Genomic DNA, 26511 nt, shown 5'->3' with positions numbered 1-26511 from the left:
AGGACGGCGGCCCGCCGCACAGGTCTAAACCAGTTGCCCGTCGACCCTTGTCATCGGCCCCCCGGGTCTGATGAGCTGTGGCCTGGGACACAACGGACAACCCTGAGAACGGGAGATGTCGTGAGCAACGAATCCTTGGCCAACCTGCTCAAGGAAGAGCGCAGGTTCGCGCCCCCCGCCGACCTGGCCGCGAACGCCAACGTCACGGCGGAGGCGTACGAACAGGCCAAGGCCGACCGACTCGGGTTCTGGGCCGAGCAGGCTCGCCGGCTGACCTGGGCCGAGGAGCCGACCGAGACCCTCGACTGGTCGAACCCGCCGTTCGCCAAGTGGTTCAAGGACGGCAAGCTCAACGTCGCGTACAACTGCGTCGACCGCCATGTCGAGGCCGGCAACGGCGACCGCGTCGCCATCCACTTCGAGGGCGAGCCCGGCGACAGCCGCGCCATCACCTACGCCCAGCTCAAGGACGAGGTCTCCAAGGCCGCCAACGCCCTGCTGGAACTCGGCGTGCAGAAGGGCGACCGGGTCGCCGTCTACATGCCGATGATCCCGGAGACGGCGATCGCGATGCTGGCCTGCGCCCGAATCGGCGCCGCCCACTCGGTGGTCTTCGGCGGCTTCTCCTCGGACGCGCTCGCGACCCGTATCCAGGACGCCGACGCCAAGGTCGTCATCACCTCCGACGGCGGCTACCGGCGCGGCAAGCCGTCCGCCCTCAAGCCCGCCGTCGACGAGGCGGTCGAGCGCGCCGGCACCGTGGAACACGTCCTCGTCGTGCGCCGCACCGGCCAGGACGTGGCGTGGGACGACTCCCGCGACAAGTGGTGGCACGAGACGGTCGACCGGCAGTCCGCCGAGCACACGCCGGAGGCGTTCGACGCCGAGCACCCGCTGTTCATCCTGTACACGTCCGGTACGACGGGCAAGCCGAAGGGCATCCTGCACACCTCCGGCGGCTACCTCACGCAGACCGCGTACACCCACTGGGCCGTCTTCGACCTGAAGCCGGAGACCGACGTCTACTGGTGCACCGCCGACGTCGGCTGGGTCACCGGCCACTCGTACATCGTCTACGGCCCGCTCGCCAACGGCGCGACGCAGGTCATGTACGAGGGCACCCCGGACACCCCGCACCAGGGCCGGTTCTGGGAGATCGTGCAGAAGTACAAGGTCTCCGTCCTCTACACCGCGCCCACCGCGATCCGGACGTTCATGAAGTGGGGCGACGACATCCCCGCGAAGTTCGACCTGTCCTCGCTGCGGGTCCTCGGCTCGGTCGGTGAACCGATCAACCCCGAGGCCTGGATCTGGTACCGCAAGAACATCGGTGCGGACGCCACCCCGGTCGTCGACACCTGGTGGCAGACCGAGACCGGCGCCATGATGATCACGCCGCTGCCGGGCGTCACCCACGCCAAGCCGGGCTCCGCCCAGCGCCCGCTGCCCGGCATCGCGGCCACCGTCGTGGACGACGAGGCGGGCGAGGTGCCGAACGGCGGGGGCGGGTACCTGGTCCTCACCGAGCCCTGGCCGTCGATGCTGCGCACCATCTGGGGCGACGACCAGCGCTTCATCGACACGTACTGGTCGCGCTTCGAGGGCAAGTACTTCGCCGGCGACGGTGCCAAGAAGGACGAGGACGGCGACATCTGGCTGCTGGGCCGCGTCGACGACGTGATGCTGGTCTCCGGCCACAACATCTCCACCACCGAGGTCGAGTCGGCCCTCGTCTCCCACCCGTCCGTCGCCGAGGCGGCCGTGGTCGGCGCGGCCGACGAGACCACCGGGCAGGCCATCGTGGCCTTCGTGATCCTGCGCGGTGCGGCGGCGGAGTCCGAGGACCTCGTCACCGAGCTGCGCAACCACGTCGGTGCCACGCTCGGCCCGATCGCCAAGCCCAAGCGGATCCTGCCGGTGGGCGAGCTGCCCAAGACCCGCTCCGGCAAGATCATGCGCCGCCTGCTGCGCGACGTCGCGGAGAACCGTCAGGTCGGCGACGTCACGACGCTGGCGGACTCCACCGTGATGGACCTCATCCAGTCGAAGCTCCCCGCGGCACCCAGCGAGGACTGAGCCGCCCACACGAAGGGCACCCGGCGCACGACCGCCCGGGTGCCCTTTTCGCACGCTTCGTCCGGTTGCGTACCGTCACGAAGGTCACCCGGCAGCGCCACGGCAGTTTAGGTAGGCTAAGGAACGCGTAAGAAGCTCAACAAGATCCTCATGGTGTGCCGGGAAGTCTGGTCGGCAAGCGAGTCCGTGCTGCCCAACGACCGGAGGTCTTCCCCGTGACCGCCCCCCGCACCCCCCGCAAAGTCTTCGGACGGCTGTCCCTCCCCGAGCGGAACTACGTCGCCGAAGCACTGCGCACCGAGACCGTCGGCGGCGTACTGCTGCTCGTCGCCGCGATCACCGCACTGGTGTGGGCGAACATACCGGCGCTCAGTGACAGCTACGAGAGCGTCAGCGACTTCCACTTCGGGATCGGGGCCGTCGGCCTCGACCTGTCGGTCGCGCACTGGGCCGCCGACGGACTGCTCGCGATCTTCTTCTTCGTCGCCGGCATCGAGCTCAAGCGCGAGCTGGTCGCGGGAGACCTGAAGGACCCGAAGGCCGCCGCGCTCCCGGTGGTCGCGGCGCTGTGCGGCATGGCCGTACCGGCGCTCGTGTACACCGTCACCGCCACCGCCGGCGGCGGCTCGCTGGCCGGCTGGGCCGTGCCCACCGCCACCGACATCGCCTTCGCGCTCGCCGTGCTCGCCGTCATCGGCACCTCCCTGCCGAGCTCCCTGCGCGCCTTCCTGCTGACCCTCGCCGTCGTCGACGACCTCTTCGCGATCCTGATCATCGCGGTCTTCTTCACCGACAGCCTGAACTTCGCCGCGCTCGGCGGCGCCGTCGCCGGCCTCGTCGTCTTCTGGCTGCTGCTGCGCAAGGGAGTGCGCGGCTGGTACGTGTACGTGCCGCTCGGCCTCGTCATCTGGGGGCTGATGTACAACAGCGGCATCCACGCCACCATCGCCGGCGTCGCGATGGGCCTGATGCTGCGCTGCCACACCCGGGAGGGCGAGCACCACTCCCCCGGCGAGCACATCGAACACCTGGTCCGCCCCCTGTCGGCGGGTCTGGCCGTGCCGCTGTTCGCACTGTTCAGCGCGGGTGTGTCGGTCTCGGGCGGGGCGCTGGCCGACGTGTTCACCAAGCCGGAGACCCTGGGCGTGGTCCTCGGGCTCGTCGTCGGCAAGACGTTCGGCATCTTCGGCGGCACCTGGCTGACGGCGCGCTTCACCCGGGCCTCGCTCAGCGACGACCTCCAGTGGGCCGACGTGTTCGCGGTGGCCACGCTGGCCGGCATCGGCTTCACCGTGTCGCTGCTGATCGGCGAGCTGGCCTTCGAGGGCGACGCGGCGATGACCGACGAGGTCAAGGCCGCCGTCCTGACCGGCTCGGTCGTCGCGGCGCTGCTGGCCACCGTGCTGCTGAAGGTACGGAACGCCAAGTACCGCAGGCTGACCGAGGCCGAGGAGCGCGACGAGGACCTCAGCGGCGTGCCGGACATCTACGAGGAGGACGACCCGGCGTACCACCTGCGGGTGGCCGCGATCTACGAGAAGAAGGCCGCCGAGCACCGCCGGATCGCCGAGGAGATGGAGGCGGCGCGGCTTGCCGAAGTGCCGGGCGGGGCAGGCGATCAGGGCGACGGTCCGGCATGATCTGACGAGACGGTACAAAAGACGGACCGTACGCGGTCGGGCCGCGGCAGTCAGGCGGCGTCCGACAGCCACGGAACCGTACGCAGATCAGCCAGCGGAAGAGGGAGAGACGCGATGAGCGCACCCGACGGCAGCCCGGTCGGCACCGAACGCAGCATCGGCCAGCTGTTCGCCTCGGCGACCACCGAATTGTCGGCGCTCGTGCACGACGAGATCGCACTGGCCAAGGCGCAGCTGCGGCAGGACGTCAAGCGCGGGGCGACGAGCGGCGGCGCCTTCTCGCTGGCGGGCCTCCTCCTGGTCTTCTCGCTGCCGATGCTGAGCTTCGCGCTGGCCTACGGCATCCGGACCTGGAGCGGCTGGAACATGGCGGTCTGCTTCCTGCTGTCCTTCGCGGCGAACGTCCTCGTCGCGGGCGTACTCGCGCTGATCGGCGTCGTCTTCGCCAAGAAGGCGAAGAAGGGCAAGGGCCCGCAGAAGGTCGCCGCGTCGGTGAAGCAGTCGGCGGGCGTGCTGCAGAACGCCAAGCCGCACCCGCGTCCCGAGCTGCCCGCGGACCGGTCCCCCGAAGCCATCGAGGCTGTGGCACGCTCGTCCTCATGACGGACCCCGCCACCCCGATGGAGCCATCCCCGTCGGCGCAGAACCCCGCCTCGGTCGTACGCCTCGACATCCCCGGCGGACGCGAGGTCACCCACCGGGACGTCGCCGCCAACGGCGCCCGCTTCCACATCGCGGAGGTGGGCGACGGACCGCTGGTACTGCTGCTGCACGGCTTCCCGCAGTTCTGGTGGGCCTGGCGGCACCAGCTGACGGCGCTCGCGGACGCCGGTTTCCGCGCCGTCGCCATGGACCTGCGCGGCGTCGGCGGCAGCGACCGCACCCCGCGCGGCTACGACCCGGCCGGCCTCGCCCTCGACATCACCGGCGTGGTCCGCTCGCTCGGCGAGCCGGACGCCGCGCTGGTCGGCCACGACCTGGGCGGCTACCTCGCCTGGACGGCCGCCGCGATGCGGCCCAAGCTCGTACGGCGGCTCGCGGTCTCCTCGATGCCGCACCCGCGGCGCTGGCGCTCGGCCATGCTCGGGGACGTCCGGCAGACCCGCGCGGGCTCCTACATCTGGGGGTTCCAGCGCCCCTGGATCCCCGAGCGCCAACTGACGGCGGAGGACGGCGCGCTGGTCGGGCGGCTGATCGACGACTGGTCGGGCCCCCGGCCGCTGGACGGGGAGGCGGTGGCGGCCTACCGCCGCGCGATGTGCATCCCCTCCACGGCGCACTGCTCCGTCGAGCCGTACCGCTGGCTGGTGCGCTCGCTCGCCCGTCCGGACGGCATCCAGTTCTACCGCCGTATGAAGCGGCCGGTGCGGGTGCCGACGCTGCACCTGCACGGCTCGCTGGACCCGGTGATGCGGACCCGGAGCGCGGCCGGTTCCGGGCAGTACGTCGAAGCGCCCTACCGGTGGCGGCTGTTCGACGGGCTCGGGCACTTCCCGCACGAAGAGGATCCGGTCGCCTTTTCCACCGAACTGATCAATTGGCTGAAGGATCCCGAACCCGATCGGTGACCGTACGGACGCGTCCGGTACCCGAACGGGAACTCTTGTCCTATGAACGGCCACTTGCCCGGCGCATAGGCCAATTGGGCGCCCCCGGAACGGTTATCGACCTTCGGGTGGGGGCACACGTCGGGGTATGGGCTGGACGCACGACTACAGTGACGTAGCACGCGACGGCCGCTCCACGAGCGGCGTGAGCAGCACCCACCGACGAGGCGGCACCCCGCAACTGGCGGCGGAGGACCCCCGGGTGGGCATTCCGCGCATCCTGCGCCGCCGGGCCCGCTGGGTCTCCGTACGCCTGCGCCATCCACGCGGCGTCGGCTGACACCCGCACGCCGGTCGCGGCCTGTCCGCGCTCCCGGGTTCCGAACCGGATGCCGGTCTGGCCGGTCCGGCACCTGACGCCGGGCAGGCCCTACAGCGCGCAGCTGTCGCTGTCCACCTGCTGGTTGGCGGTGCGGCCCTCGGCGATGTCCTCGCGGATCTCGTCCACGGTGAGCGCGTAGCCGGTGTCGGGGTCGTCCAGGGACTTGGCGAAGACCACGCCGTAGACCTCGCCCTCGGGCGTCAGCAGCGGGCCGCCGGAGTTGCCCTGACGGACGGTCGCGTACAGCGAGTAGACGTCGCGGCCGACGGTGTCGCGGTGGTAGATGTCCGGGCCGTTGGCCGTGATGCGCCCGCGCACGCGCGCGGCGCGGACGTCGTACGCCCCGTTCTCCGGGAAGCCGGCCACGATCGCGCCGTCGTCGCGGACCGCGTCCTGCTCGCTGAACCGCAGCACGGGCGCGTCCAGTTCCGGCACGTCCAGTACGGCGATGTCGCGCCGCCAGTCGTAGAGGACGACCGTCGCGTCGTACTTCCGGCCCTCGCCGCCTATCTGCACCGTGGGCTCGTCGACGCCGCCGACCACGTGGGCGTTGGTCATGACGCGGCGCTCGTCGAAGACGAAGCCGGTGCCCTCCAGGACCTTGCCGCAGTCGGGGGCGGTGCCCATGACCTTGACGATGGAGCGCTTGGCCCGGACGGCGACCGGGCTGTTCGCCAGCGCGGGGTCGGGCGGCTGGACCTCGGTGATCGGCTCGTTGGCGAACGGGCTGAAGACCTGTGGGAAGCCGTTGCGGGCGAGGACGGAGCTGAAGCTGTTGAACCAGGTGTCGGCCTGGTCCGGCAGCACCTCCTGCACGCCCGACAGCACGTGGGACTGACGGACCTCCTTGCCTATCGTCGGCATGGTCGTCTGGGCGAGGGCGGCACCGATCAGCCAGGCGACCAGCAGCATCGCCACCACGTTGACCAGCGCGCCACCGGTGGCGTCCAGGGCGCGGGCCGGTGACCAGGTGATGTAGCGCCGCAGCTTGTTGCCCAGGTGCGTGGTCAGGGCCTGGCCGACGGAGGCGCAGACGATGACGACGACCACCGCGACGACGGCGGCGGTCGTGCTCACCTCCGCGTTGTCCGTCAGCGCGTCCCAGACCACCGGCAGCAGATAGACGGCGACGAGACCGCCGCCGAGGAAGCCGACCACGGACAGGATGCCGACGACGAAGCCCTGGCGGAAGCCGACGACCGCGAACCAGACGGCGGCCAGCAGCAAGAGGATGTCCAGCACGTTCACCGATTCAGGCCCCGCCTCGTCGTCCTACGCTCACACCGGTCACCCTGTCATGACCGCCAGTCCAGCGGGACCTGCTTCCCCCTGTCCCAGGGCCGCTCCCAGCCCGCGAAGTGCAGCAACCGGTCGATGATGCCGGCCGTGAAGCCCCAGACGAGCGCCGATTCGACCAGGAACGCGGGGCCCTTGTGACCACTGGGGTGGAAAGTGGTGACCCGGTTGGCGGGGTCCGTGAGATCGGCCACGGGGACGGTGAAGACCCGTGCCGTCTCGTTCGGATCGACCACGCCGACGGGGGTGGGCTCGCGCCACCAGGCGAGGACCGGGGTGACGACGAACTCGCTGACCGGGATGTAGAGCTTGGGCAGGACGCCGAAGAGCTGCACGCCGGACGGATCGAGGCCGGTCTCCTCCTCCGCCTCGCGCAGCGCGGCCCGCAGCGGCCCCTCGCCCTGCGGGTCGCCGTCCTCGGGGTCGAGGGCCCCGCCCGGGAAGGCGGGCTGCCCGGCGTGCGAGCGCAGGGTGCCTGCCCGCTCCATCAGCAGCAGCTCCGGGCCCCGGCCTCCTTCCGACTCACCGAACAGGATCAGCACGGCGGACTGCCGTCCGGCGCCGTCCTCGGGGGGCAGGAAGCGGCTCAGCTGGGTGGGCCGCACCGTCGCGACGGCCCGCACCACCGGGTCCAGCCAGCCCGGCAGGTCCTCCGTGCTGAGCATGGCGCCGCGTGTGTCGCCCTGCGTGTCACTCGCCCGTGTCATCTCCACCCCCGTCCTGCCGATTCCAACGCCCGACGCCCCCGAGATCGTTCCGTCACCCGGCCCCCAGCGGCGGCGCCGGCTTCCCGCCCGCGTCCAGGTACGCCTGCGGCGGGTTCAGCCGCTGGCCGGGCAGGCCGCCCTTCTCGTACTTCAGGAGCTTCTTCGCCTTCTCGGGGTCCGTCTCGCCCTCGCCGTACGCCGGGCAGAGCGGGGCGATGGGGCAGGCGCCGCAGGCGGGCTTGCGGGCGTGGCAGATCCGGCGGCCGTGCCAGATGACGTGGTGGGAGAGGTCGGTCCAGTCGCTCTTCGGGAAGAGCGCGCCGACGGCGGCCTCGATCTTGTCCGGGTCGGTCTCGGCGGTCCACTGCCAGCGGCGCACCAGGCGCTGGAAGTGGGTGTCCACGGTGATGCCGGGGCGGCCGAAGGCGTTGCCCAGCACGACGAAGGCGGTCTTGCGGCCCACTCCGGGCAGCTTGACGAGGTCTTCGAGGCGGCCGGGGACCTCGCCGCCGAAGTCCTCCGCCAACGCCTTGGACAGCCCTATGACCGACTTGGTCTTGGCCCGGAAGAAGCCGGTGGGGCGGAGGATCTCCTCGACCTCCTCGGGGTTGGCGGCGGCCAGGTCCTCGGGGGCCGGGTACTTCGCGAAGAGCGCGGGCGTCGTCTGGTTGACGCGCAGGTCGGTGGTCTGGGCGGACAGCACGGTGGCCACGACCAGCTGGAAGGGGTTCTCGAAGTCCAGCTCCGGGTGGGCGTACGGATAGACCTCGGCCAGCTCGCGGTTGATGCGGCGGGCGCGGCGGACCAGCGCGGTCCGGGACTCCTCGCGCGCCGGCTGCGCGGCGACGGTCTTCGCCGGTGCGACGCCCTTGACGGCGGCGGCGGCCTTCTTGGGGGCGACGGGGGGCTTCTTGGCGGGCGCCTGCTTGCTGACGGCCGCCCGCTTCTCGACGCTCTTCCCGGCGGACTTCTTCACGGCACCCTTCTCCGCGGTCACCCTCTTGGCAGGTGCCGCCTTTTTTGTCGCTTTCGCCGTTTCCCTACCGCCATCGGGGCCCTGTTCGCCCACGGCGGAATCGCGACGTACACCCACCCGTGCAGCCCCCTCTGCCTGTGCTCTCACCGGCGATTTGGACACCCGGCCAGCCTACGGCCCGCCACCGACATCCGCCCCGGACCTCGAAGATCGGCGCCCAATTGGACCCCTGCCGCGTACCCCGGGACACCAGTGCGGCATCCTTGTGACAGATCACACTGTTTGGACTGTCCGGCAAAATGGGCACCACGGACCCCTGGTACACCGGGGGAACAAGATCCTCTGAGCCGGTCGACAAGGAGAGAACTCGTGGACGACGTTCTGCGGCGCAACCCGCTCTTCGCGGCGCTCGACGACGAGCAATCCGCGGAGCTCCGCGCCTCCATGAGTGAGGTGACCCTCGCCCGGGGCGACTCGCTGTTCCACGAGGGCGACCCCGGAGACCGCCTCTACGTGGTCACGGAAGGCAAGGTGAAGCTCCACCGCACCTCCCCCGACGGCCGCGAGAACATGCTGGCCGTGGTCGGACCCAGCGAGCTGATCGGTGAGCTGTCGCTCTTCGACCCGGGCCCACGCACGGCGACCGCCACCGCGCTGACCGAGGTGAAGCTGCTCGCCCTCGGCCACCCCGACCTCCAGCCCTGGCTGAGCGTGCGTCCGGAGGTGGCCACCGCCCTGCTGCGCGCCGTCGCGCGCCGCCTGCGCAAGACCAACGACGCCATGTCGGACCTGGTCTTCTCGGACGTCCCCGGTCGTGTCGCCCGCGCCCTGCTGGACCTGTCCCGCCGCTTCGGCGTGCAGTCCGAGGAGGGCATCCACGTCGTGCACGACCTGACGCAGGAGGAGCTGGCCCAGCTGGTCGGCGCGTCCCGCGAGACGGTCAACAAGGCGCTGGCGGACTTCGCGCAGCGCGGCTGGCTCCGCCTGGAGGCCCGCGCGGTGATCCTGCTGGACGTGGAGCGGCTGGCCAAGCGCTCCCGCTGACGCGCCCCCGGGGGCCCGCTGGGCAGCTGCCCGGGGTCCTACTCGGGCAGCTGGACGATCCCGTGCTCGCCCAGGTACTCCAGCTGCGCCCGCACCGACAGTTCCGCCGCCGGCCACAGTGAACGGTCGACGTCCGCGTAGACGCGGGCGACGACCTCCTCCGGCGTCCGGCAACCGTCCTCCACCGCCGTCTCGACCTGCGCCAGTCGGTGGGCTCGATGGGCGAGGTAGTACTCGACGGCGCCCTGGGCGTCGTCCAGGACCGGCCCGTGCCCCGGGAGCACCGTGTGCACCCCGTCGTCGGCCGTGAGCGACCTGAGGCGGCGCAGGGAGTCCAGGTAGTCGCCGAGCCGCCCGTCGGGGTGGGCCACCACGGTCGTACCGCGCCCCAGGACGGTGTCGCCCGTCAGGACCGCCTGGTCGGCCGGGAGATGGAAGCACAGGGAGTCCGCCGTGTGCCCGGGGGTCGGTACGACCCTCAGCTCCAGGCCGCCGACCCCGATCACGTCCCCGGCGGCCAGCCCCTCGTCGCCCAGCCGCAGCGCCGGGTCCAGCGCCCGTACGTTCGTCCCGGTCAGCTCGGCGAAGCGCGCGGCGCCCTCCGCGTGGTCGGGGTGACCGTGCGTCAGCAGGGTGAGGGCGACGCGCCTGCCCGCCCGCTCGGCCGTGTCGACGACGTGCCGCAGGTGGGTGTCGTCCAGCGGCCCCGGGTCGACGACTACGGCCAGGTCGGAGCCGGGCTCGGCGAGGATCCAGGTGTTCGTGCCGTCCAGGGTCATCGCGGAGGCGTTGGGCGCGAGGACGTTCACCGCGCGCGCGGTGGCGGGCCCCGAGAGGACGCCGCCCCTCGGCTGGCCGGGCAGTGCTGCCGCGTTCGTCATGCGGGGGCTCCCGGGGTCGGGTCGGAAGATGTCGCCGGTGCCTGGTCCGGTGCGGTGCCCGGCACGTGCTTGGTGAACTCGTCGTGCCCCGGCCAGGAGAGCACGATCTCCCCGCCCTCCAGCCGGGCCCGCGCCAGTACCGGCGTCATGTCACGACCCGGGGCCGACGCGAGCGCACCGGCCGCCGTAGCGCACTCCGCCAGACCGCGCAGGGTCGCGACGGTCGGCGGCATCATCAGCAGTTCGCCCTTGTCGTACCCGGCCGCGGCGTCGGCCGGGGTGATCCACACCGTGCGGTCGGCCTCCGTGGAGGCGTTGCGGGTGCGCTGGCCCTCGGGCAGCGCGGCGACGAAGAACCACGTGTCGTAGCGGCGCGACTCGAACTCCGGGGTGATCCAGCGCGCCCACGCGCCCAGCAGGTCGGAGCGCAGGACGAGGCCCCGGCGGTCCAGGAACTCCGCGAAGGACAGCTCACGGCCGACCAGGGCGGTCCGGTCGGCCTCCCAGTCGGCGCCCGTCGTGTCGCCGACCACCGTGTCGCCGGTCGGGCCGGCCAGCAGCACACCGGCCTCCTCGAAGGTCTCCCGCACGGCCGCGCAGACGATCGCCTGGGCGCCCGCCTCGTCGACGCCGAGCCGGTCCGCCCACCACGCGCGCGTGGGGCCCGCCCAGCCGATGTCACGGTCGTCGTCGCGCGGGTCGACGCCGCCACCCGGATAGGCGTACGCGCCTCCCGCGAACGCCATGGAGGTGCGGCGGCGCAGCATGTGGACGGCCGGGCCGGTGGCGGTGTCCTTCAGGAGCATGACGGTGGCCGCGCGCTTGGGGGTGACCGGCGTGAGGGTGCCGGCCGCCAGCGCGCGGATGCGGTCCGGCCACTCCGGGGGGTACCACTGGCCGTTCGCCTGCTCGTTCGCGTGACCGTTCGCCATGGCCGGAGGCTATCCGGTGACGGGCGGATGTTCGAGGGGCCCCCGGGACGGAGTGTGCGCCGGCCGGGGGCGGGCGCGGGTCAGCCGGGGAGGGCGGCCAGCCACTCGGTGAGCAGCCGGTTCGTCTCCTCGGGGCGCTCCTGCTGGAGCCAGTGCCCGCAGCCGTCGATCAGGTGCGAGGCGGTCAGGCCGGGCAGCGTGTCGGGGTACGCCGCGATCGCGTCGGACAGCCAGGTGGTGGAGGCGTCGAGGCCGCCGCCCAGGAAGAGGGACGGCTGGGTGATCGGGGCGCCCCGGTGAGCGGCCAGGTCGGCCCAGTCGCGGTCCATGTTGCGGTAGCGGTTGAGGGCCCCGGTCAGGCCGGTGCGCTCGAACTCCCCCGCGTAGACGTCCAGCTCCTCCTCGCTCAGCCAGGAGGGCAGCCGCCCGTGGGCCGGGAAACGGTCGCGGAGCCGGCCGCCGGGGGCGACGAAGTGCGGGTCGGGGGCGTCGGGCGCCGGCATGGTGTCGGCGGACAGGGCGGCGTAGAAGCCGGCCAGCCAGCCGCGTACGTCGGGCTCGATCTCGGCCTCGGCGCGGCCGGGCTCCTGGAAGTACGAGACGTAGAACTCCTGCCCGGCGAACGGCCCGGCGGGATCGCTCATGGCGGCGAAGGCCTCGCTCGGCCGTGGGCCGCCCGGCGGGGTGTACGGCACGCTCAGCAGGCCCACCGCGCGGAACACGTCCGGCCGCAGCAGCGCGCAGTGCGCGGCGACGGTCGCGCCCCAGTCGTGGCCGACGATCACCGCGGACCGCTCCCCCAGGGCCTCCACCACGGCGACCTGGTCCGCCACCAGGTCGAGCATCCGGTACGCCTCGACCGCCTCCGGCCGCGAGGAGCGCCCGTACCCGCGTACGTCGACGGCGACCGCGCGGTGGCCGGCGGTGGCGAGCGCGGGCAGCTGGCGGCGCCAGGAGTACCAGGACTCCGGGAAGCCGTGCACGAGCAGGACCAGCGGCCCGCTGCCCTGCTCCACCAGGTGGGTCCGCCCGGCCGGGGAGGGCACCAGACGGTGGACGGGACGGTGACGGTCGGTCGCGGGCGGCTGCGGCATGGCTCCTCCTGGCACGTACGGTCGGTCCGGTGCCGGCACCGCTCCGGGCGGGGGCACCGGAAGCGATCCTGCGGCGGCGCGACCGGGGAGGCGAGCTTTGTTGCCGGGCCGGCAACGCCCACCCGCGCTTCCGGTACCGCCCGACGCGGAGGGGGCCGCCGCAGGAACCGCCCGGCACGGGGCGCACCGCAGGAACCGCAGACCCCACCCGACAGGCCCGAAACCGCACACCGCGCAGAGGCCGTAATGACCGCCATACCCGCGCGGTGGCCGTTACGACCACGCCTCACGCGGACGACGCGTCACGTCCGCGGCGGCGCTCCGGGAGGCGAGCCCTGTCGCCGGACCGGCAACGCCCACCCGCGCTTCCGGTACCGCACATACCGAAAGGCGCACCCCCACGCCCGCAGGTACCGCACGCCCGCGCGGCGGCCGTAACGGCCGCCGTACCCGCGCGGTGGCCGTTACGGCCGCGCCACGCGCGGGCGACGCGTCACGGTCACGCCTGTGCCAGCTCCACCTGCACCTCGACCTCGACCGGCGCGTCCAGCGGCAGGACCGCCACGCCGACCGCGCTGCGGGCGTGGACGCCCTTGTCGCCCAGCACCTCGCCGAGGAGTTCGCTGGCGCCGTTGATCACGCCCGGCTGGCCGGTGAAGTCGGACGCGGACGCGACGAAGCCGACGACCTTCACGACGCGCGCGACGCGGTCGAGGTCACCGGCGACGGACTTCACCGCGGCCAGGGCGTTCAGCGCGCAGGTGCGCGCCAGTTCCTTGGCCTCGTCCGGCGTGACCTCGGCGCCCACCTTGCCGGTGACCGGAAGCTTGCCGTCCAGCATGGGCAGCTGGCCGGAGGTGTACACGTAGGGGCCGGACTGCACGGCCGGCTGGTAGGCGGCCAGCGGCGGGACGACCTCGGGCAGCGTCAGACCGAGCTCGGCCAGCTTGGCCTCGACGGCGCTCACGCCTGCTTCTCCCGCTTCAGGTAGGCCACGAGCTGCTCGGGGTTGTTCGGTCCGGGCACCACCTGGACGAGCTCCCAGCCGTCCTCGCCCCAGGTGTCCAGAATCTGCTTCGTGGCATGGACGAGCAGCGGCACGGTTGCGTATTCCCACTTGGTCATGTGGCCGACTCTAGCCGTTGCCCGCCGCCCCTTAAGCGGTCGGCCGGGACGACGTTGTCCACAGCCTCCGGCGTACTCGGCGGGCGGACTGGTTACGCTCGAATACGTGAGCAGGCTCCAGGTCGTCAGCGGCAAGGGCGGAACCGGCAAGACCACGGTGGCCGCGGCCCTCGCGCTGGCCCTGGCCACCGAGGGGAAGCGCGCGCTTCTCGTCGAGGTCGAGGGTCGCCAGGGCATCGCGCAGCTCTTCGAAACGGAGGCGCTGCCTTATGAGGAGCGGAAGATCGCCGTCGCTCCCGGGGGCGGGGAGGTGTACGCCCTGGCCATCGACCCCGAACTGGCGCTTCTGGACTACCTCCAGATGTTCTACAAGCTGGGCAGCGCCGGACGGGCGCTGAAGAAGCTCGGGGCGATCGACTTCGCGACCACCATCGCGCCCGGGGTCAGAGACGTCCTGCTGACCGGCAAGGCCTGCGAGGCGGTGCGGCGCAAGGACAAGCACGGGCGGTTCGCGTACGACTACGTCGTCATGGACGCCCCGCCGACCGGCCGCATCACCCGCTTCCTCAACGTCAACGACGAGGTGGCCGGGCTCGCGAAGGTCGGCCCGATACACAATCAGGCGCAGGCGGTGATGCGGGTGCTCAAGTCGCGGGAGACCGCCGTGCACCTGGTGACGCTGCTGGAGGAGATGCCGGTCCAGGAGACCGCGGACGGCATCGCCGAGCTGCGGGCGGCACGGCTCCCGGTGGGGCGGGTCGTCGTCAACATGGTCCGGCCCTCGGTGCTGGACGCCGCCGGGCTGGACCTCGTACGGAGCACACCTCGTACGGCGCTCGCCCGCTCCCTGTCCGCCGCCGGGCTCGGCGGGGCGCGGCGCGGCGGGCACGCCGAGCGGCTGGTGGACCCGCTGCTGGCGCAGGCCGAGGAGTACGCCGAGCGGTACGCCCTGGAGGAGGAGCAGCGGGCCGTCCTGACCGGACTGGGCCTCCCGCTGCACGAACTGCCGCTGCTCGCCGAGGGCATGGACCTGGCGGGCCTGTACGAACTGGCCACCGAGCTGCGGAAGCAGGGGATCGCATGAGTCCGGACCCGGCCGGCCGCCACCAGGAGAGCGCCCGCCACCAGGAGAGCGCCCGCCACCAGGAGAGCGCCCGGCACCTGTCCCCCGCGCGGGTGCTCGACATCGACCCGCTGCTGGAGGACCCGCAGACCCGCATCGTGGTGTGCTGCGGCTCGGGCGGAGTCGGCAAGACGACCACCGCGGCGGCCCTGGGCCTGCGCGCGGCCGAACGCGGCCGCAAGGTGGTCGTCCTCACCATCGACCCGGCCCGGCGGCTCGCCCAGTCGATGGGCATCGACTCGCTGGACAACACCCCGCGCCGGGTGAAGGGCGTCGACGACGCGGCGGGCGGCGAGCTGCACGCCATGATGCTCGACATGAAGCGGACCTTCGACGAGATCGTCGAGGCGCACGCGGACCCCGGCCGGGCGGCGGCGATCCTCGGCAATCCCTTCTACCAGTCGCTCTCGGCGGGCTTCGCGGGCACGCAGGAGTACATGGCGATGGAGAAGCTGGGGCAGCTGCGGGCCCGGGACGACTGGGACCTCATCGTGGTGGACACCCCGCCGTCCCGCTCGGCACTGGACTTCCTCGACGCCCCCAAGCGCCTCGGTTCCTTCCTGGACGGCAAGCTGATCCGCGTCCTGCTGGCCCCGGCGAAGGTCGGCGGCCGGGCCGGCATGAAGTTCCTGAACGTCGGGATGTCGATGATGACCGGCGTCCTGGGGAAGGTGCTGGGCGGCCAGTTCCTGAAGGACGTGCAGACCTTCGTGGCCGCGATGGACTCGATGTTCGGCGGCTTCCGCACCCGCGCGGACGCGACGTACAAGCTGCTCCAGGCGCCCGGGACGGCGTTCCTCGTGGTCGCCGCCCCGGAGCGGGACGCACTGCGCGAGGCCGCGTACTTCGTGGAGCGGCTGGCCGCGGAGGACATGCCGCTCGCGGGTCTGGTGCTCAACCGCGTCCACGGCAGCGGCGCCGAACGGCTGTCGGCCGAGCGGGCGCTCGCCGCCGCGGAAAATCTTGAGGATCCCCGCATTGTGGATCAGGAGGACGGGAAAGCTGGAGTTCGTAACTCCCCCGATCCGCAAGACAGTTCAGACACTCCCGAGCCCGCCGCGAAGGCGCCCGAGGCTCCCCGAGCCGCCGACCCTGTGGAGGACACACCGGAGCGGTCCGTCGACCGGCTCACCGCGGACCTGCTGCGGCTGCACGCGGAGCGCATGCACCTGCTCGCCCGCGAGCAGCGCACACGCGACCGCTTCACCGCGCGTCACCCCGAGGTGGCGGTCACCGAAGTGGCCGCACTCCCCGGCGACGTGCACGACCTCGCCGGGCTGCGGGACATCGGGGCCCGTCTCGCGACGGGCCGGCCGGAGCTGCCCGAGCCGGGCGCCTGATCCGGCCTGGACGGACGCCTGGGGACGGACACCTGGACCGTGGGTTCGTGGCCCTGGCGGACGCTCCGGGCCCGCTCAGCCCACGGCCGCGTAGTTCTCGTAGACCTCTTCGTCGTCGAGGGGCACGATGCCTGCCCCTCGTTCGTACTCCGTCCGCGCCGTCTCCAGGAGTCGGCGCCAGGAGGTCACGGTGGGCCGCCGGCGCAGCAGTGCGCGGCGTTCCCGTTCCGTCATGCCTCCCCACACGCCGAACTCGACGCGGTTGTCCAGCGCGTCGGCCAGGCACTCGGTCCGCACCGGACATCCGGTGCACACCGCCTTGGCCCTGTTCTGCGCTGCTCCTTGAACGAACAGTTCGTCCGGATCGGTAGTGCGGCAGGCGGCCTGCGCACTCCAGTCGGTTACCCAGCCCATACCGGCGCCGTCCTCTCCCGAATCGAGGCTCCCCCACGGCGGCAGCGGCATATTCACCGCCGCCAGTTGAGGACGTTACGGAAGGTGGGCACAGCGCAACACCCCCTTCGGGCCCAATCTTGAATGGCCCGAACGGACTATGGGTAAGCGGCAGATCACCCGGGGGAGTGAGCTGGCGACATGCGTGATTATCCCGGCATAAGGGTCATTCTTGTTGCGCCACAACGGACACCGATTGACACACAAGGCGGATTCGGACACGCATCCCCCACGCCGTGACGCACGCCGGTACACACCAATGCGCCCCCAGCGGTGCCCCTCGGAAAAAAGTCGAGCGGATCCGGAACGATTCGGGATCGCCGGACGTATTGATACGTGGCCTCACTGCTGTGACAGTTGAGTGCAGCTTAGGCCAAGGCATATACGCGTGTCCGGCGAATGAGAACGTAGGCTGCCTCCATGCCAAAGAAGCGCTCGGGCGGCGGTCTGTCACCAACGCAGCAGGCCGCCAAGTTCCTCGGTGTCAGTGTGCTCGCGGGAGCAGTGCTGGCCGGCATCGCGTTGCCCGCCGTGGGCGCGCTGGGGCTGGCCGCCAAGGGGTCGGTGGAGAGCTTCGACGCTCTCCCGGGCAACCTGAAGACTCCCCCGCTCAGCCAACGCACCTCGATCCTCGACGCCGAGGGCGGCACCATCGCCACGGTCTACTCGCGCGACCGCACGGTGGTCCCCCTCAAGGAGATCTCGCCGTACATGCAGAAGGCGATCGTCGCGATCGAGGACTCGCGCTTCTACGAGCACGGCGCGGTCGACCTGAAGGGCGTCCTGCGCGCCCTCAACAAGAACGCGCGCAGCGGCGAGGTCTCCGAGGGCGCGTCCACGCTCACCCAGCAGTACGTCAAGAACGTCTTCGTGGAGGAGGCCGGCGACGACCCGACGAAGGTCGCCCAGGCCACCCAGCAGACCATCGGCCGCAAGATTCGCGAGCTGAAGCTCGCCATCCAGGTCGAGGAGGAGCTGGGCAAGAAGAAGATCCTCGAGAACTACCTGAACATCACGTTCTTCGGCCAGCAGGCCTACGGCGTCGAGGCCGCCTCCCAGCGCTACTTCTCCAAATCCGCCAAGGACCTCAACCTGCAAGAGGCCGCCCTCCTCGCCGGCATCGTCCAGTCGCCCAGCCGGTACGACCCGGTCAACGACGAGGCGGAGGCCACCAAGCGCCGCAATGTCGTCCTGGAGCGCATGGCCCAGGTCGGCGACATCTCCCAGGCGGAGGCCGACAAGGCACAGGAGACGCCCCTCGGACTGAAGGTCAGCCGGCCGAAGAACGGCTGCATCACGGCCGTCAAGGGCGCGAGCTTCTTCTGTGACTACGTGCACGAGGTGTTCTTGAACGACCCGGTCTTCGGCAAGACCCGCAAGGACCGCGCCAAGATCTGGAACCAGGGCGGCCTGACCATTCGCACGACGCTCGACCCGCAGGCCCAGAAGTCGGTGCAGCAGTCCCTCAAGGACCACCTCGACCAGTCGGACAGCGTCGCGGCGGCGAGCACCCTGGTCGAGCCAGGTACCGGCAAGATCATCGCGATGGGCCAGTCGAAGCCGTACGGCTACGGCAAGAACGAGACCGAGATCAACTACTCGGTCGACCACGACTGGGGCGGCTCCAACTACGGCTTCCCGACCGGCTCGACCTTCAAGCCCTTCGTCGCGGCGGCCGCGCTCGAGCAGGGGGTGCCGGCCACTCAGGTGTACTCCTCGCCGTACGAGATGCCCTACCCCGAGCCCGTGCAGACGTGCAGCGGCAAGCCCTGGCTGAACCAGGCCGACGAGACCGTCCCCAACGAGAACAAATCCGAGGTCGGCCCGTACCCGTTGGAGGAGGCGATGGCCCTCTCGGTCAACACCTACTTCGTGCAGATGGTCGCCGACATCGGTCTGTGCCCGGTGATGAAGATGACGGACTCCCTGCACGTCGTGCAGGGCAACGGTGAGAAGCTCCCCGAGGTGCCCGCCGTCGCCCTCGGCTCCAAGGGCATCTCCCCGCTGAGGATGGCGAGCGCGTACGCCGCCTTCGCCTCCCGGGGCATGTACTGCACGCCGGTCGCGATCGAGTCGATCACGCAGAAGATCGGCAACAAGGAGAAGTCGCTCGAGGTTCCGAAGTCGACGTGCTCCCGCGCGATGAGCGAGAAGACCGCGGACACGATGAACACCCTGCTGCAGGGCGTGATCGACTCCGGTACGGGCAAGGAGGCCGGTCTCAGCGACCGCGCCAACGCGGGCAAGACGGGTACGACGGACGAGCGGAAGAACGCGTGGTTCGTCGGCTACACGCCAAACCTGTCGGGCGCCGTCTGGGTCGGCAGTGCCACGCAGAAGGTCCAGATGAGGGACATCACCATCGGCGGCCGACACCACGATCTCGTGTTCGGCGGCGGCGTGCCGGGTCCCATCTGGAGGGACGCCATGACCGGCGCCTTGGAGGGCAAGGACTCCCCGTCCTTCAACCTGGTCGACGTGCCCGACGTGCCCGACGTGGACACGGGCGAGGACAAGGAGAAGGACGAAGACGAGGACAGGGGCCGGGGTGACGACGGCGACCTCATCGGCGGCCTGCTCGGCGGCGGGGACAACGGAGGCGGCAACGGCGGCACCGAGCCGAACCCCGGCTTCACCTTCCCGGAGGGCTTCGTCCAGGGACGGGGCAACGGCCCCGGCGGCCGCTGACGCGCGGCCCGCGCCCTGGAGCGCTCCTCGGCACCGCGGAGCGCTCCAGGGCTCGGATCACGTCCAGGTCGTGACCCACTCCATCATCTTGTCGTAGCTGTCCCAGATGATTCCGCCGGTGGGCGTGCCCTGCCAGTCGCCCACCAGGCAGCGGAGCGTCACGTGGTGGTCCTCGGCGAAGTCGAGGTCGACGTCGCGCGTGGTACCGCTGCCGCTGCTGTTCCAGTAGTAGTAGGTCCCGTATCCGTCGACGCGGAGCTCCGCGATGATGGAGTGCCCGTCGGCGTCACGGTCCTTGATGATGAGGTGTTCGCCGTAGGGCCGGAACTCGCAGTATCCGACCTGGTTCCACCCCGTGTAGATGCCCGCGTTCGCGTCGTCGGCCTGGGCCGAGGAGGAGCCGAACCCGATCATCGTGCAGGCGGCCGCCACGGTGGCGGCCCATTTCGCTGTACGGCGCACAGCCGATTTCCTTCCGTTGTTTCGTGCAGGTGTCAGGCTTCCGTCTCGCGCGGGCGTCAGGCTTCACCAAAGTCCCAGGGGCCGCAGGAGCTCCAGATCACCGTCTTGCTCCCGTACTCGCCGGTGCAGGCCTGGATGGCGACCGGCGTGCCTTCGGGCAGCTCGAAGTCGTAGAGCATGCCGGTGCCCTTGCCCTTGTAATTCCACAGGGTGTAGGTCTTCGGCGTTCCGGTGTTGACGTCGAAGATCGCGACCGCCGAGTGGCCGTCCGCCTCCTCGTCGATGATGTTCACCTTTTCCCCGTAGTGGGTGAACGTCACTATGGACGCGTAGTAATTCTTCGCCTGGATGTAACAGTCCGTTCCCGCCGTCGCACTGCCACTCAGCCCGATCGTGAGAGCCGCCGCGGCGCCCACCGTGAACGTGATTTGCTGATACCGACGCATTACTGTCCTCCGTTCGACTTTCAGAATGGCGCAGCAATCATCCGGGGCGAGATTGCGACTCGCGACCCAATAACTGCGGCACGGTACACACCTTCACAGGCGAAATCAGTCAGACCGTTCAGAACTCCCGGTCTTCGCGACCCATGTCCGGCCCGGTCACGGCCGATTCGTGGAAGCCGGCGCCCGACGGCAGCAGGCCCAGCTCGTGCGCACGCGCGCCCAGCGCCACACGGCCCTTGACGCGCCATCGGAGCATGAGGCCCCGCATCTTCCGCTGGACCGTCCGGTGCCCCAGCCCCAGGCGCCGGCCTATGGCCGCCTCGCCCAGCCCTTCGAACAGCAGGCGAAGAATGCGCAGCTCGACCTCATTGATGACCACTGGATGATCCATACGCGATTCCCCCATGAGCACGTAACACTTGTTCACCCACAGGTGATCCTAAGTGACTCACAGGTTCCGTCGACAGCCACACAAAGTCGACCATGCATACCAACCGACGCATTTAGGATGACGTAATTACGCCACATCCCGGGAATACACGAAGCCGATTTGACAGCTTTGTGACAGAACGGCCGCCTTGACAATGGAATGACGCGATACGGCTGAATGAACAACAGATAACGGGAGATCAGGGAATCAGGAAGGCGATAAACAGGCCAAGCGGCAGAAAGATACCGGCTGCGGCCATTGCCCAGCCCGTCCTCCGCGAGATCTTTTCGCCAACCTTGACGCACAGCCATGTCATGAGGAGCGCATAGAGGAACAGTGGAACCGAGACGAAGAAGCTGCGCGGGGCGTGGACGACCACGGCGCGCTTGCCGGAACCGGTGACGCACACCTTGCCGATCCACTGGTCCGCGTCGAAGCCGGGCTCGGCCGGCGAGGCCGGCGTCTGCCACGCGTATCCGCTCTTCTCCGTGGCGGTCAGCAAGTGGAAGCCCTGGGCGCCCCCGGAGCTGGTCCAGGCGATATCGGCCGACTTCCGGTAGTCGTCGCCGAGCACCTCGCACGGTCACCACTGGGCACCGGGTCCGGTGCGGGCGCCGCGGCCGGTGCGGGCGCCGCGGCCGGTGCGGATTCGCCGGGCGCGGGCTCCTCGGCCCACGCGACGCTCTACAGCAGACCCGCGAGCAGTACGCCGGCCGTCAGCAGCGCCAGCGGTGCCCGCACGCCTCTGCGTCCGCCGGATCCTGGAGCAGGCCCGTACGGAAGCTGCCATGATCGCGTACAGTCAACTATTCATCCTTTCCGCGCTGGGCGTGACTCAAAGGAAATGGATATACGTCGACGCGAAAAGCGGCTGTCACACCGCCTTCCGCGTCGTCGAATTCAGAAGGACGTATTCAGGGCACTCTCTCCGGGAATTTCAGCCACAGTGGACGTTCTGCCACTGGTCGCCGACGATTGTGTTGTATGCCGGGTCGGCGACCCAGCCGGAGAGGGTGACGCACTTGCCGTTCGAATTGGTGACCGTGGCGGGACCGGCGTACTGGGTGAAGTAGCCCTCGTCCTTGTCGCTGTCGCCGCTGTGCCGCAGCTTGACGTCCATGTAGTGCCGCTGACCGGCGTACTTCTTGGTCATGTTGATGACACAGTTGGTCCCGCCGTTGGCGCTGGAGTAGTAGAGGTAGATCGACCCCCACGTACTCCCGTTGGCGTCCTTGATGTGGTACGTGTCGATCTGCGAGCCCGGGCATCCGTAGGCCTCGGCGGCGGCCGACGCCGACGGGGCGGCCATGAGATTGAGGCCGGCCGCTACGAGCAGACCGGACAGGAGCGCGGCGGTTCTCCGCATGGTGGTATCCCCATTTGAGTAGATCGGGCTCAACTGGTCACACACGTTCCTGCACGATTCGACCAGGCTCGACAATGCGACTCAACCGTCGACGGGAAATCGGCGTCATTACGCCAGGGGAAACGGCGGGAGCAATCGGCAATCACGGGAAACAGCTGGGAATGCGACACGGAGGGGGCAGAGCACGCAAAGCACTGCGCCTGCCCCGGGCTCCGGAAGACCGGAGCCGGAACAGGCGCAGGGAGCGCACGCGCGGCTTTCTCAGCCGGCCAGCAGCTTCTTGACCGCGGCGGCGACCCGGCCGCCCTCGGCCTGCCCGGCCACCTTCGGGTTCACGATCTTCATGACGGCACCCATGGCCCGCGGCCCCTCGGCGCCCGCCGCCTTCGCCTCCTCGACGGCCTGCGCGACGATCGCGTCCAACTCGTCGTCGGACAGCTGCTTGGGCAGGTAGGCGGCGAGCACCTCGCCCTCCGCCTTCTCCCGCTCGGCGCTCTCGGCGCGACCGCCCTGGGCGAAGGCCTCGGCGGCCTCGCGGCGCTTCTTCGCCTCGCGGGTGATCACCTTCTGTACCTCGTCGTCGGAGAGCTCCCGCTTCTCCTTCCCCGCGACCTCTTCCTTGGTGATCGCGGCGAGCGTCAGCCGGAGCGTCGAGGAGCGGAGCTCGTCGCGCTCCTTGATCGCGGCGTTGAGGTCGTCCTGCAGCTTCGACTTGAGCGTGGTCATGATGATGATTGTCGCAGGTACCGGGGAAAGGACGCCTGCCGTTTAAAGGGTGCCCCGGCGGACGGGCGCGCGGTCGGCTCCCGCACCCGACTCCCGCACCCGCTTCTGACACGATGGACACATGCGCGCGCGATACGGAGTACCCCTGGGAATCACGGCGGTTGGCGCCGCCGGTCTGGTCTACGCGGCGGGCTTCGAGGCCCGGTCCTTCCGCCTGCGACGGGTGACGGTCCCCGTCCTGCCCTCCGGGATGCGTCCGCTGCGCGTGCTCCAGGTCTCCGACATCCACATGGTCGGCGGCCAGCGCAAGAAGCAGCGCTGGCTGCGCTCCCTGGCCGGCCTGCGCCCCGACTTCGTGATCAACACCGGCGACAACCTGTCCGACCCGGACGGCGTCCCGGAGGTCCTGGACGCGCTGGGCCCCCTGATGGAGTTCCCGGGCGCCTACGTCTTCGGCTCCAACGACTACTACGGCCCCAAGCTGCGCAATCCCGCCCGATACCTGATCGAGAAGGTCCAGGGCCGCCACGGGCTGAACGGCAACGCGCCCGCCGTGGGCGCCGTCCACAATCCGTGGGAGGACCTGCGCGACGGTTTCGACGCCGCCGGCTGGCAGAACCTCACGAACACGCGCGGCACGCTCAAGGTCGAGGGCGTCTCCGTCGAGCTGACGGGACTGGACGACCCGCACATCAAGCGCGACCGGTACGCGGAGGTGGCCGGCGGCCCGTCCGGCACCGCCGACTTCTCGATGGGCGTCGTCCACGCCCCGTACCTGCGCGTCCTGGACTCCTACACGGCGGACGGCTACCCCCTGGTCCTGGCCGGCCACACCCACGGCGGCCAGCTCTGCATCCCCTTCTACGGCGCCCTGGTCACCAACTGCGACCTGGACACGGACCGCGTCAAGGGCCTGTCCACCCACACGGCCGAGGGCCGTACCTCCTACCTCCACGTCTCGGCGGGCTGCGGCACCAACCGCTACACCCCGGTCCGCTTCGCCTGCCCCCCGGAGGCGACGCTGCTGACGCTGGTGGGACGGGACTGACGCCGGGCGGGCCGGTGGGGACGGGTGGGTAACCCACACGGCCCACCCACGTAGCCGCATATATCCGGTCTGTCTAGCTTGAGCCCATGACAGCCCCGATACCCAGGGACATCCCGGACCTCCCCGCGGTCCCGGGCCGCCCGCCCACCTTGCTCCCCTCCCCCGTCCCGGCGACCGCCGTGATCACCCCGGTACGCCGCCCCCTGGTCGCCGCCTACCGGCTCCTGACGGCGCTGCTGGCCCTGACGGGCGTGACGCTCGCACTGGTGACGGGCGGCCCGGCCACGCGGACGGTCAGCCACTTCACGCTCCAGAGCGGCGTCCTGCTGACCCTGGTCATGCTCGCCTCCGCCCGCCGCGCCTGGTCCGCCCGCCGCCCTCTGCCGGGCGCCCTGACCGGCGCGGCCCTGCTCTACGTCGTCGCCGCCGGCCTGGTGCACCACCTGCTCCTGACCGACGCGGCGGCCGCCGGGGCCGGCTGGCAAGCGACCGCGACCCACATCCTCAACACGGCCGTCCCCGCCGCCGCGGCCCTGGACTGGCTCCTCCTCACCGCCCCCGGCCGCCTCCACCTGCGCCAGGCCGCCGCGTGGCTCCTCTACCCCCTGGCCTACCTGGCCTTCTCCCTGGCCCGCGGCGAGCTCCTCCTCCCCGGCACCGAGGACCGCTACCTCTACCCCTTCCTCGACGTCGACCAGCACGGCTACCGGGGCGTCCTCGGCAACGCCCTCCTCCTGGGCCTCTCCCTCTACGCCCTGGGCGTCCTCCTCGTGGCCCTGGACCACATCCGCCCGAACCCACTGCGCCGCCGCTGGTAAACCGGATTTCGTCTCCGGCTCCGGGTGGGCTAAAGTAAACGACGTCGCCGCGAGAGCGGCGACGATCGGGGTGTGGCGCAGCTTGGTAGCGCGCTTCGTTCGGGACGAAGAGGTCGTGGGTTCAAATCCCGCCACCCCGACAGAGAAACACCAGGTCTCTAGCCTATTCACATGAGTAGGCTAGAGACCTGTTTCGCGTGCGGGTCTATTTGCGTGACCACCGCTCGACGGTGACCAACGACGATCATCAGACGCACGGGTCCCTGCCCAGCGAACATCCAGCTGACCAAGCTCCCCGACGAGGCCCAGGCAAGCAGTTTGCCGTGGACCCCCGAACTCTCACCGCGTTTCGGCCTCCCACCGCAACTGTCGACGCGTTCGGAGTGTCTTACCGCCGTGACTGAAGCACGCGCACAGCACACCGTGAGGTTGCCACCCGCAGTCGCCTCGGCAGTGGGTATCGGGAGTCTGGCACTCGCCGCCGCGGCAAGCTGGTGCAGCCTCCTGCTGGTCGTACAAGGGAGGGTGGTCCCTGGCTGGGGCGTGAGTGCGGCTCTGCTCGTCATGTCGCTCGTTCTCCGGCGGGCCCTCACTCGGGCGGGCCGCCCCGCGGGCGCTTCCGGGCTTCCGCGGACGCCGGCCAGGTGGGCACGGCTGGGGGACAGTCTGCTGATCGGCTCGGCGGTCCTTGGCATCGCATGGGGAGCGGTGGACGACCTGCTCTCGGACGCGGAGTACCACATACTGCGCCCTGCGGGGCCGGAAGGCTGCACGGTCGTGGTGCGGGAGACGTCCTTTCTCGCGATCGCCAATGGCGAGGCGTACGCGGTGGGGCACACGGGCCTGGCCCTGGGCCAGTCGGGATCCTGGACGGTCGACGATGGTTACCGGCCCTTCGACGCTGGCACGTACGCGTTGCGCTGGGGGGAGGACGGCGGTTCTCTGCGGATCAGCGGCACAAGCACCGATCCGGTCGTCAACGGAGGATCGGCCGACATCGACTGCGGGTGGTGAGGCCCCGCCACGTCCACCGACCCGCCCGGCACGATGTCCTCGTTAGCGCTGCGTGACAACGGCGGCTAGAGCAGAGTCGGCACCTCAAGGGTCAACTCGACCCATACCGCGCGGCAGCGCGGTCACGGTCGGCGTGGCCGTGTACATCCTGTCGTTGCCCACCGGCGCCCCCGTCACCATCGCCGCCCTGTGCGAGCACTTCAGCGAGGGCGAGATCCTGATCTCGCGCGCCCTGCGGGAGCTGGAGGCCGCCGGGTACCTGGAACGGCGACGCGAGCGAACGCCCTCCGGGCGGATCCGCACCCGGACGTACTTCTACGACGTGCCCGGGGGCGACGGCCCGGGCCGGCCGCCCGCGCCACCGACGCGGCCCCTGCCCCGGGAACGGGAACGGGAACGGGAACGGGACAGTGAGGTGGCGCCCGGCCCCGATCCCGAGGTGACCGGGAGGCCGACGCCCGCGCTCGCCGACGCCGATCCGAAGGCGGTCGCCGTGCTGACCGCCCTGCGTCGGGTCGACCCCCGTCTCGTCCTGTCCGCGCGGGAGGCCGCCCGCCTGGCACCGGCCGTGGCCGCATGGCTGGCGGCCGGAGTGGGAGCGCACGAGATCACCGAGCTGCTGACCGTACGGCTTCCCGACCGCTTCCGGGCACGCCCGGCAAGCATCCTCGCGTTCCGCCTGCGGGAGACGCCTCTGCCCGTGCCGCCCCCGGCCCCCGCGCCTCTCCCACCGGCCGTCGAGCGTCCTGCCGTGCTGCCGTTCCAGACCTGCGACGGCTGCGAGCGTGCCTTTCGCGCCCAGGAGCCGGGGCGCTGTCGGAGCTGCCGGGGCCACCACGTCGGGGAGCGCCTGCCTACGGCCTGCTGAGCCGGTGGGCGGCCCGGGGCCCCGGTGGG

General features: G+C 70.7%; 27 protein-coding genes, 1 tRNA gene and 1 pseudogene. 14 read left to right on the top strand and 15 right to left on the bottom strand.

Going from position 1 to position 26511, the window contains the following annotated elements:
- Nucleotides 1-120 precede the first annotated feature (120 nt).
- The 5 genes from acs (at nucleotide 121) to M6G08_RS09615 (ending at nucleotide 5603) form a co-directional block, all read left to right on the top strand.
- Entirely contained in the window at nucleotides 121-2076 is a 1956-nt protein-coding gene (gene acs / locus M6G08_RS09635) for an acetate--CoA ligase (RefSeq protein ID WP_272586755.1), read from the top strand.
- A gap of 215 nt (nucleotides 2077-2291) precedes the next feature.
- Nucleotides 2292-3716 carry a Na+/H+ antiporter NhaA gene (nhaA, locus tag M6G08_RS09630; RefSeq protein WP_272586754.1) on the top strand — a complete coding sequence of 475 codons (1425 nt, stop codon included), beginning with the start codon at nucleotides 2292-2294 and terminating at the stop codon, nucleotides 3714-3716.
- Between the two features lie 114 nt (nucleotides 3717-3830).
- Nucleotides 3831-4319, top strand: coding sequence for a phage holin family protein (locus M6G08_RS09625; protein WP_019329818.1), 489 nt, complete (start codon nucleotides 3831-3833; stop codon nucleotides 4317-4319).
- On the top strand, nucleotides 4316-5284 hold the full coding sequence (locus M6G08_RS09620; protein ID WP_272586753.1) for an alpha/beta fold hydrolase: 969 nt from the start codon (nucleotides 4316-4318) through the stop codon (nucleotides 5282-5284). The genes M6G08_RS09625 and M6G08_RS09620 overlap by 4 nt, the downstream gene beginning before the upstream one ends.
- 127 nt (nucleotides 5285-5411) lie before the next feature.
- On the top strand, nucleotides 5412-5603 hold the full coding sequence (locus M6G08_RS09615; RefSeq protein WP_272586752.1) for a hypothetical protein: 192 nt from the start codon (nucleotides 5412-5414) through the stop codon (nucleotides 5601-5603).
- Between the two features lie 90 nt (nucleotides 5604-5693).
- Here the strand turns inward: M6G08_RS09615 and M6G08_RS09610 are convergent, their stop codons facing one another.
- From M6G08_RS09610 to nth, 3 genes are read right to left on the bottom strand one after another with little or no spacing between them, the layout of a single operon-like run.
- On the bottom strand, nucleotides 5694-6893 hold the full coding sequence (locus tag M6G08_RS09610; RefSeq protein WP_272586751.1) for a MarP family serine protease: 1200 nt from the start codon (nucleotides 6891-6893) through the stop codon (nucleotides 5694-5696).
- A 47-nt stretch (nucleotides 6894-6940) separates the two neighbouring features.
- Nucleotides 6941-7648 (bottom strand): NUDIX hydrolase, encoded by a 708-nt coding sequence (locus tag M6G08_RS09605; protein WP_272586750.1) that lies wholly within the window; start codon nucleotides 7646-7648, stop codon nucleotides 6941-6943.
- 52 nt (nucleotides 7649-7700) lie between these two features.
- A complete protein-coding gene (gene nth, locus M6G08_RS09600; protein WP_272586749.1) occupies nucleotides 7701-8717 on the bottom strand; it encodes an endonuclease III in 1017 nt (338 codons plus the stop codon).
- Between the two features lie 276 nt (nucleotides 8718-8993).
- On the opposite strand from nth, the gene M6G08_RS09595 reads away from it, so the two are divergent.
- Entirely contained in the window at nucleotides 8994-9668 is a 675-nt protein-coding gene (locus M6G08_RS09595) for a Crp/Fnr family transcriptional regulator (protein WP_217247519.1), read from the top strand.
- Between the two features lie 38 nt (nucleotides 9669-9706).
- Here M6G08_RS09595 and M6G08_RS09590 read toward each other — a convergent pair whose 3' ends face one another.
- From M6G08_RS09590 to sp36, 5 genes are all read right to left on the bottom strand, one after another.
- Nucleotides 9707-10549 carry an MBL fold metallo-hydrolase gene (locus M6G08_RS09590; RefSeq protein WP_272586748.1) on the bottom strand — a complete coding sequence of 281 codons (843 nt, stop codon included), beginning with the start codon at nucleotides 10547-10549 and terminating at the stop codon, nucleotides 9707-9709.
- The gene (locus M6G08_RS09585; protein WP_272586747.1) at nucleotides 10546-11481 is read right to left on the bottom strand and encodes an NUDIX hydrolase; all 936 of its coding nucleotides are present in this window, start codon (nucleotides 11479-11481) and stop codon (nucleotides 10546-10548) included. The genes M6G08_RS09590 and M6G08_RS09585 overlap by 4 nt, the downstream gene beginning before the upstream one ends.
- Nucleotides 11482-11561: 80 nt before the next feature.
- The gene (locus M6G08_RS09580) at nucleotides 11562-12575 is read right to left on the bottom strand and encodes an alpha/beta fold hydrolase (protein WP_272586746.1); all 1014 of its coding nucleotides are present in this window, start codon (nucleotides 12573-12575) and stop codon (nucleotides 11562-11564) included.
- A 499-nt stretch (nucleotides 12576-13074) separates the two neighbouring features.
- Entirely contained in the window at nucleotides 13075-13542 is a 468-nt protein-coding gene (locus M6G08_RS09575; RefSeq protein WP_272586745.1) for a RidA family protein, read from the bottom strand.
- Nucleotides 13539-13700 (bottom strand): Sp36 family protein, encoded by a 162-nt coding sequence (gene sp36, locus M6G08_RS09570; protein ID WP_003975360.1) that lies wholly within the window; start codon nucleotides 13698-13700, stop codon nucleotides 13539-13541. The genes M6G08_RS09575 and sp36 overlap by 4 nt, the downstream gene beginning before the upstream one ends.
- A gap of 106 nt (nucleotides 13701-13806) precedes the next feature.
- On the opposite strand from sp36, the gene bagA reads away from it, so the two are divergent.
- A complete protein-coding gene (bagA, locus tag M6G08_RS09565; RefSeq protein WP_272586744.1) occupies nucleotides 13807-14784 on the top strand; it encodes an ATPase BagA in 978 nt (325 codons plus the stop codon).
- Nucleotides 14781-16163 carry an ATPase BagB gene (gene bagB, locus M6G08_RS09560; RefSeq protein ID WP_272586743.1) on the top strand — a complete coding sequence of 461 codons (1383 nt, stop codon included), beginning with the start codon at nucleotides 14781-14783 and terminating at the stop codon, nucleotides 16161-16163. The genes bagA and bagB overlap by 4 nt, the downstream gene beginning before the upstream one ends.
- Before the next feature lie 75 nt (nucleotides 16164-16238).
- Here bagB and wblA read toward each other — a convergent pair whose 3' ends face one another.
- Nucleotides 16239-16577, bottom strand: a complete 339-nt coding sequence (wblA, locus tag M6G08_RS09555) for a transcriptional regulator WblA (protein WP_019329806.1) — start codon at nucleotides 16575-16577, stop codon at nucleotides 16239-16241.
- Between the two features lie 459 nt (nucleotides 16578-17036).
- On the opposite strand from wblA, the gene M6G08_RS09550 reads away from it, so the two are divergent.
- Nucleotides 17037-19304, top strand: a complete 2268-nt coding sequence (locus M6G08_RS09550; RefSeq protein WP_272586742.1) for a transglycosylase domain-containing protein — start codon at nucleotides 17037-17039, stop codon at nucleotides 19302-19304.
- Nucleotides 19305-19361: 57 nt separating this feature from the next.
- On the opposite strand, the gene M6G08_RS09545 is transcribed toward M6G08_RS09550, so the two are convergent.
- The 6 genes from M6G08_RS09545 to M6G08_RS09520 form a co-directional block, all read right to left on the bottom strand.
- On the bottom strand, nucleotides 19362-19766 hold the full coding sequence (locus tag M6G08_RS09545; protein WP_272586741.1) for a hypothetical protein: 405 nt from the start codon (nucleotides 19764-19766) through the stop codon (nucleotides 19362-19364).
- 56 nt (nucleotides 19767-19822) lie between these two features.
- Nucleotides 19823-20086, bottom strand: a complete 264-nt coding sequence (locus M6G08_RS09540; protein WP_272586740.1) for a hypothetical protein — start codon at nucleotides 20084-20086, stop codon at nucleotides 19823-19825.
- A gap of 244 nt (nucleotides 20087-20330) precedes the next feature.
- Nucleotides 20331-20603, bottom strand: coding sequence for a helix-turn-helix domain-containing protein (locus M6G08_RS09535; RefSeq protein WP_272586739.1), 273 nt, complete (start codon nucleotides 20601-20603; stop codon nucleotides 20331-20333).
- Nucleotides 20604-20841: 238 nt separating this feature from the next.
- On the bottom strand, nucleotides 20842-21216 hold the full coding sequence (locus M6G08_RS09530) for a hypothetical protein (RefSeq protein ID WP_272586738.1): 375 nt from the start codon (nucleotides 21214-21216) through the stop codon (nucleotides 20842-20844).
- A gap of 363 nt (nucleotides 21217-21579) precedes the next feature.
- The gene (locus M6G08_RS09525; protein ID WP_272586737.1) at nucleotides 21580-22008 is read right to left on the bottom strand and encodes a hypothetical protein; all 429 of its coding nucleotides are present in this window, start codon (nucleotides 22006-22008) and stop codon (nucleotides 21580-21582) included.
- Between the two features lie 261 nt (nucleotides 22009-22269).
- Nucleotides 22270-22734 carry a GatB/YqeY domain-containing protein gene (locus M6G08_RS09520; protein ID WP_272586736.1) on the bottom strand — a complete coding sequence of 155 codons (465 nt, stop codon included), beginning with the start codon at nucleotides 22732-22734 and terminating at the stop codon, nucleotides 22270-22272.
- A gap of 121 nt (nucleotides 22735-22855) precedes the next feature.
- Between M6G08_RS09520 and M6G08_RS09515 the strand changes: the two genes are divergently transcribed.
- The 5 genes and pseudogenes from M6G08_RS09515 to M6G08_RS09495 form a co-directional block, all read left to right on the top strand.
- Nucleotides 22856-23782 carry a metallophosphoesterase gene (locus M6G08_RS09515; RefSeq protein ID WP_272586735.1) on the top strand — a complete coding sequence of 309 codons (927 nt, stop codon included), beginning with the start codon at nucleotides 22856-22858 and terminating at the stop codon, nucleotides 23780-23782.
- Nucleotides 23783-23868: 86 nt separating this feature from the next.
- Nucleotides 23869-24600: a Pr6Pr family membrane protein gene (locus tag M6G08_RS09510; RefSeq protein ID WP_272586734.1), complete on the top strand. Its 732-nt coding sequence runs from the start codon at nucleotides 23869-23871 to the stop codon at nucleotides 24598-24600.
- 66 nt (nucleotides 24601-24666) lie between these two features.
- Nucleotides 24667-24740 (top strand) — tRNA-Pro (locus M6G08_RS09505).
- Between the two features lie 568 nt (nucleotides 24741-25308).
- A complete protein-coding gene (locus tag M6G08_RS09500) occupies nucleotides 25309-25614 on the top strand; it encodes a hypothetical protein (protein WP_272586733.1) in 306 nt (101 codons plus the stop codon).
- Between the two features lie 109 nt (nucleotides 25615-25723).
- A pseudogene (locus M6G08_RS09495) lies at nucleotides 25724-26482 on the top strand (hypothetical protein); the annotation flags it as partial.
- Nucleotides 26483-26511 lie beyond the last annotated feature (29 nt).

Source organism: Streptomyces sp. M92 (assembly GCF_028473745.1).
In the GTDB taxonomy this organism is placed as follows: Bacteria; Actinomycetota; Actinomycetes; order Streptomycetales; family Streptomycetaceae; genus Streptomyces.
This window is presented reverse-complemented; position numbering and strand designations above follow the sequence as displayed.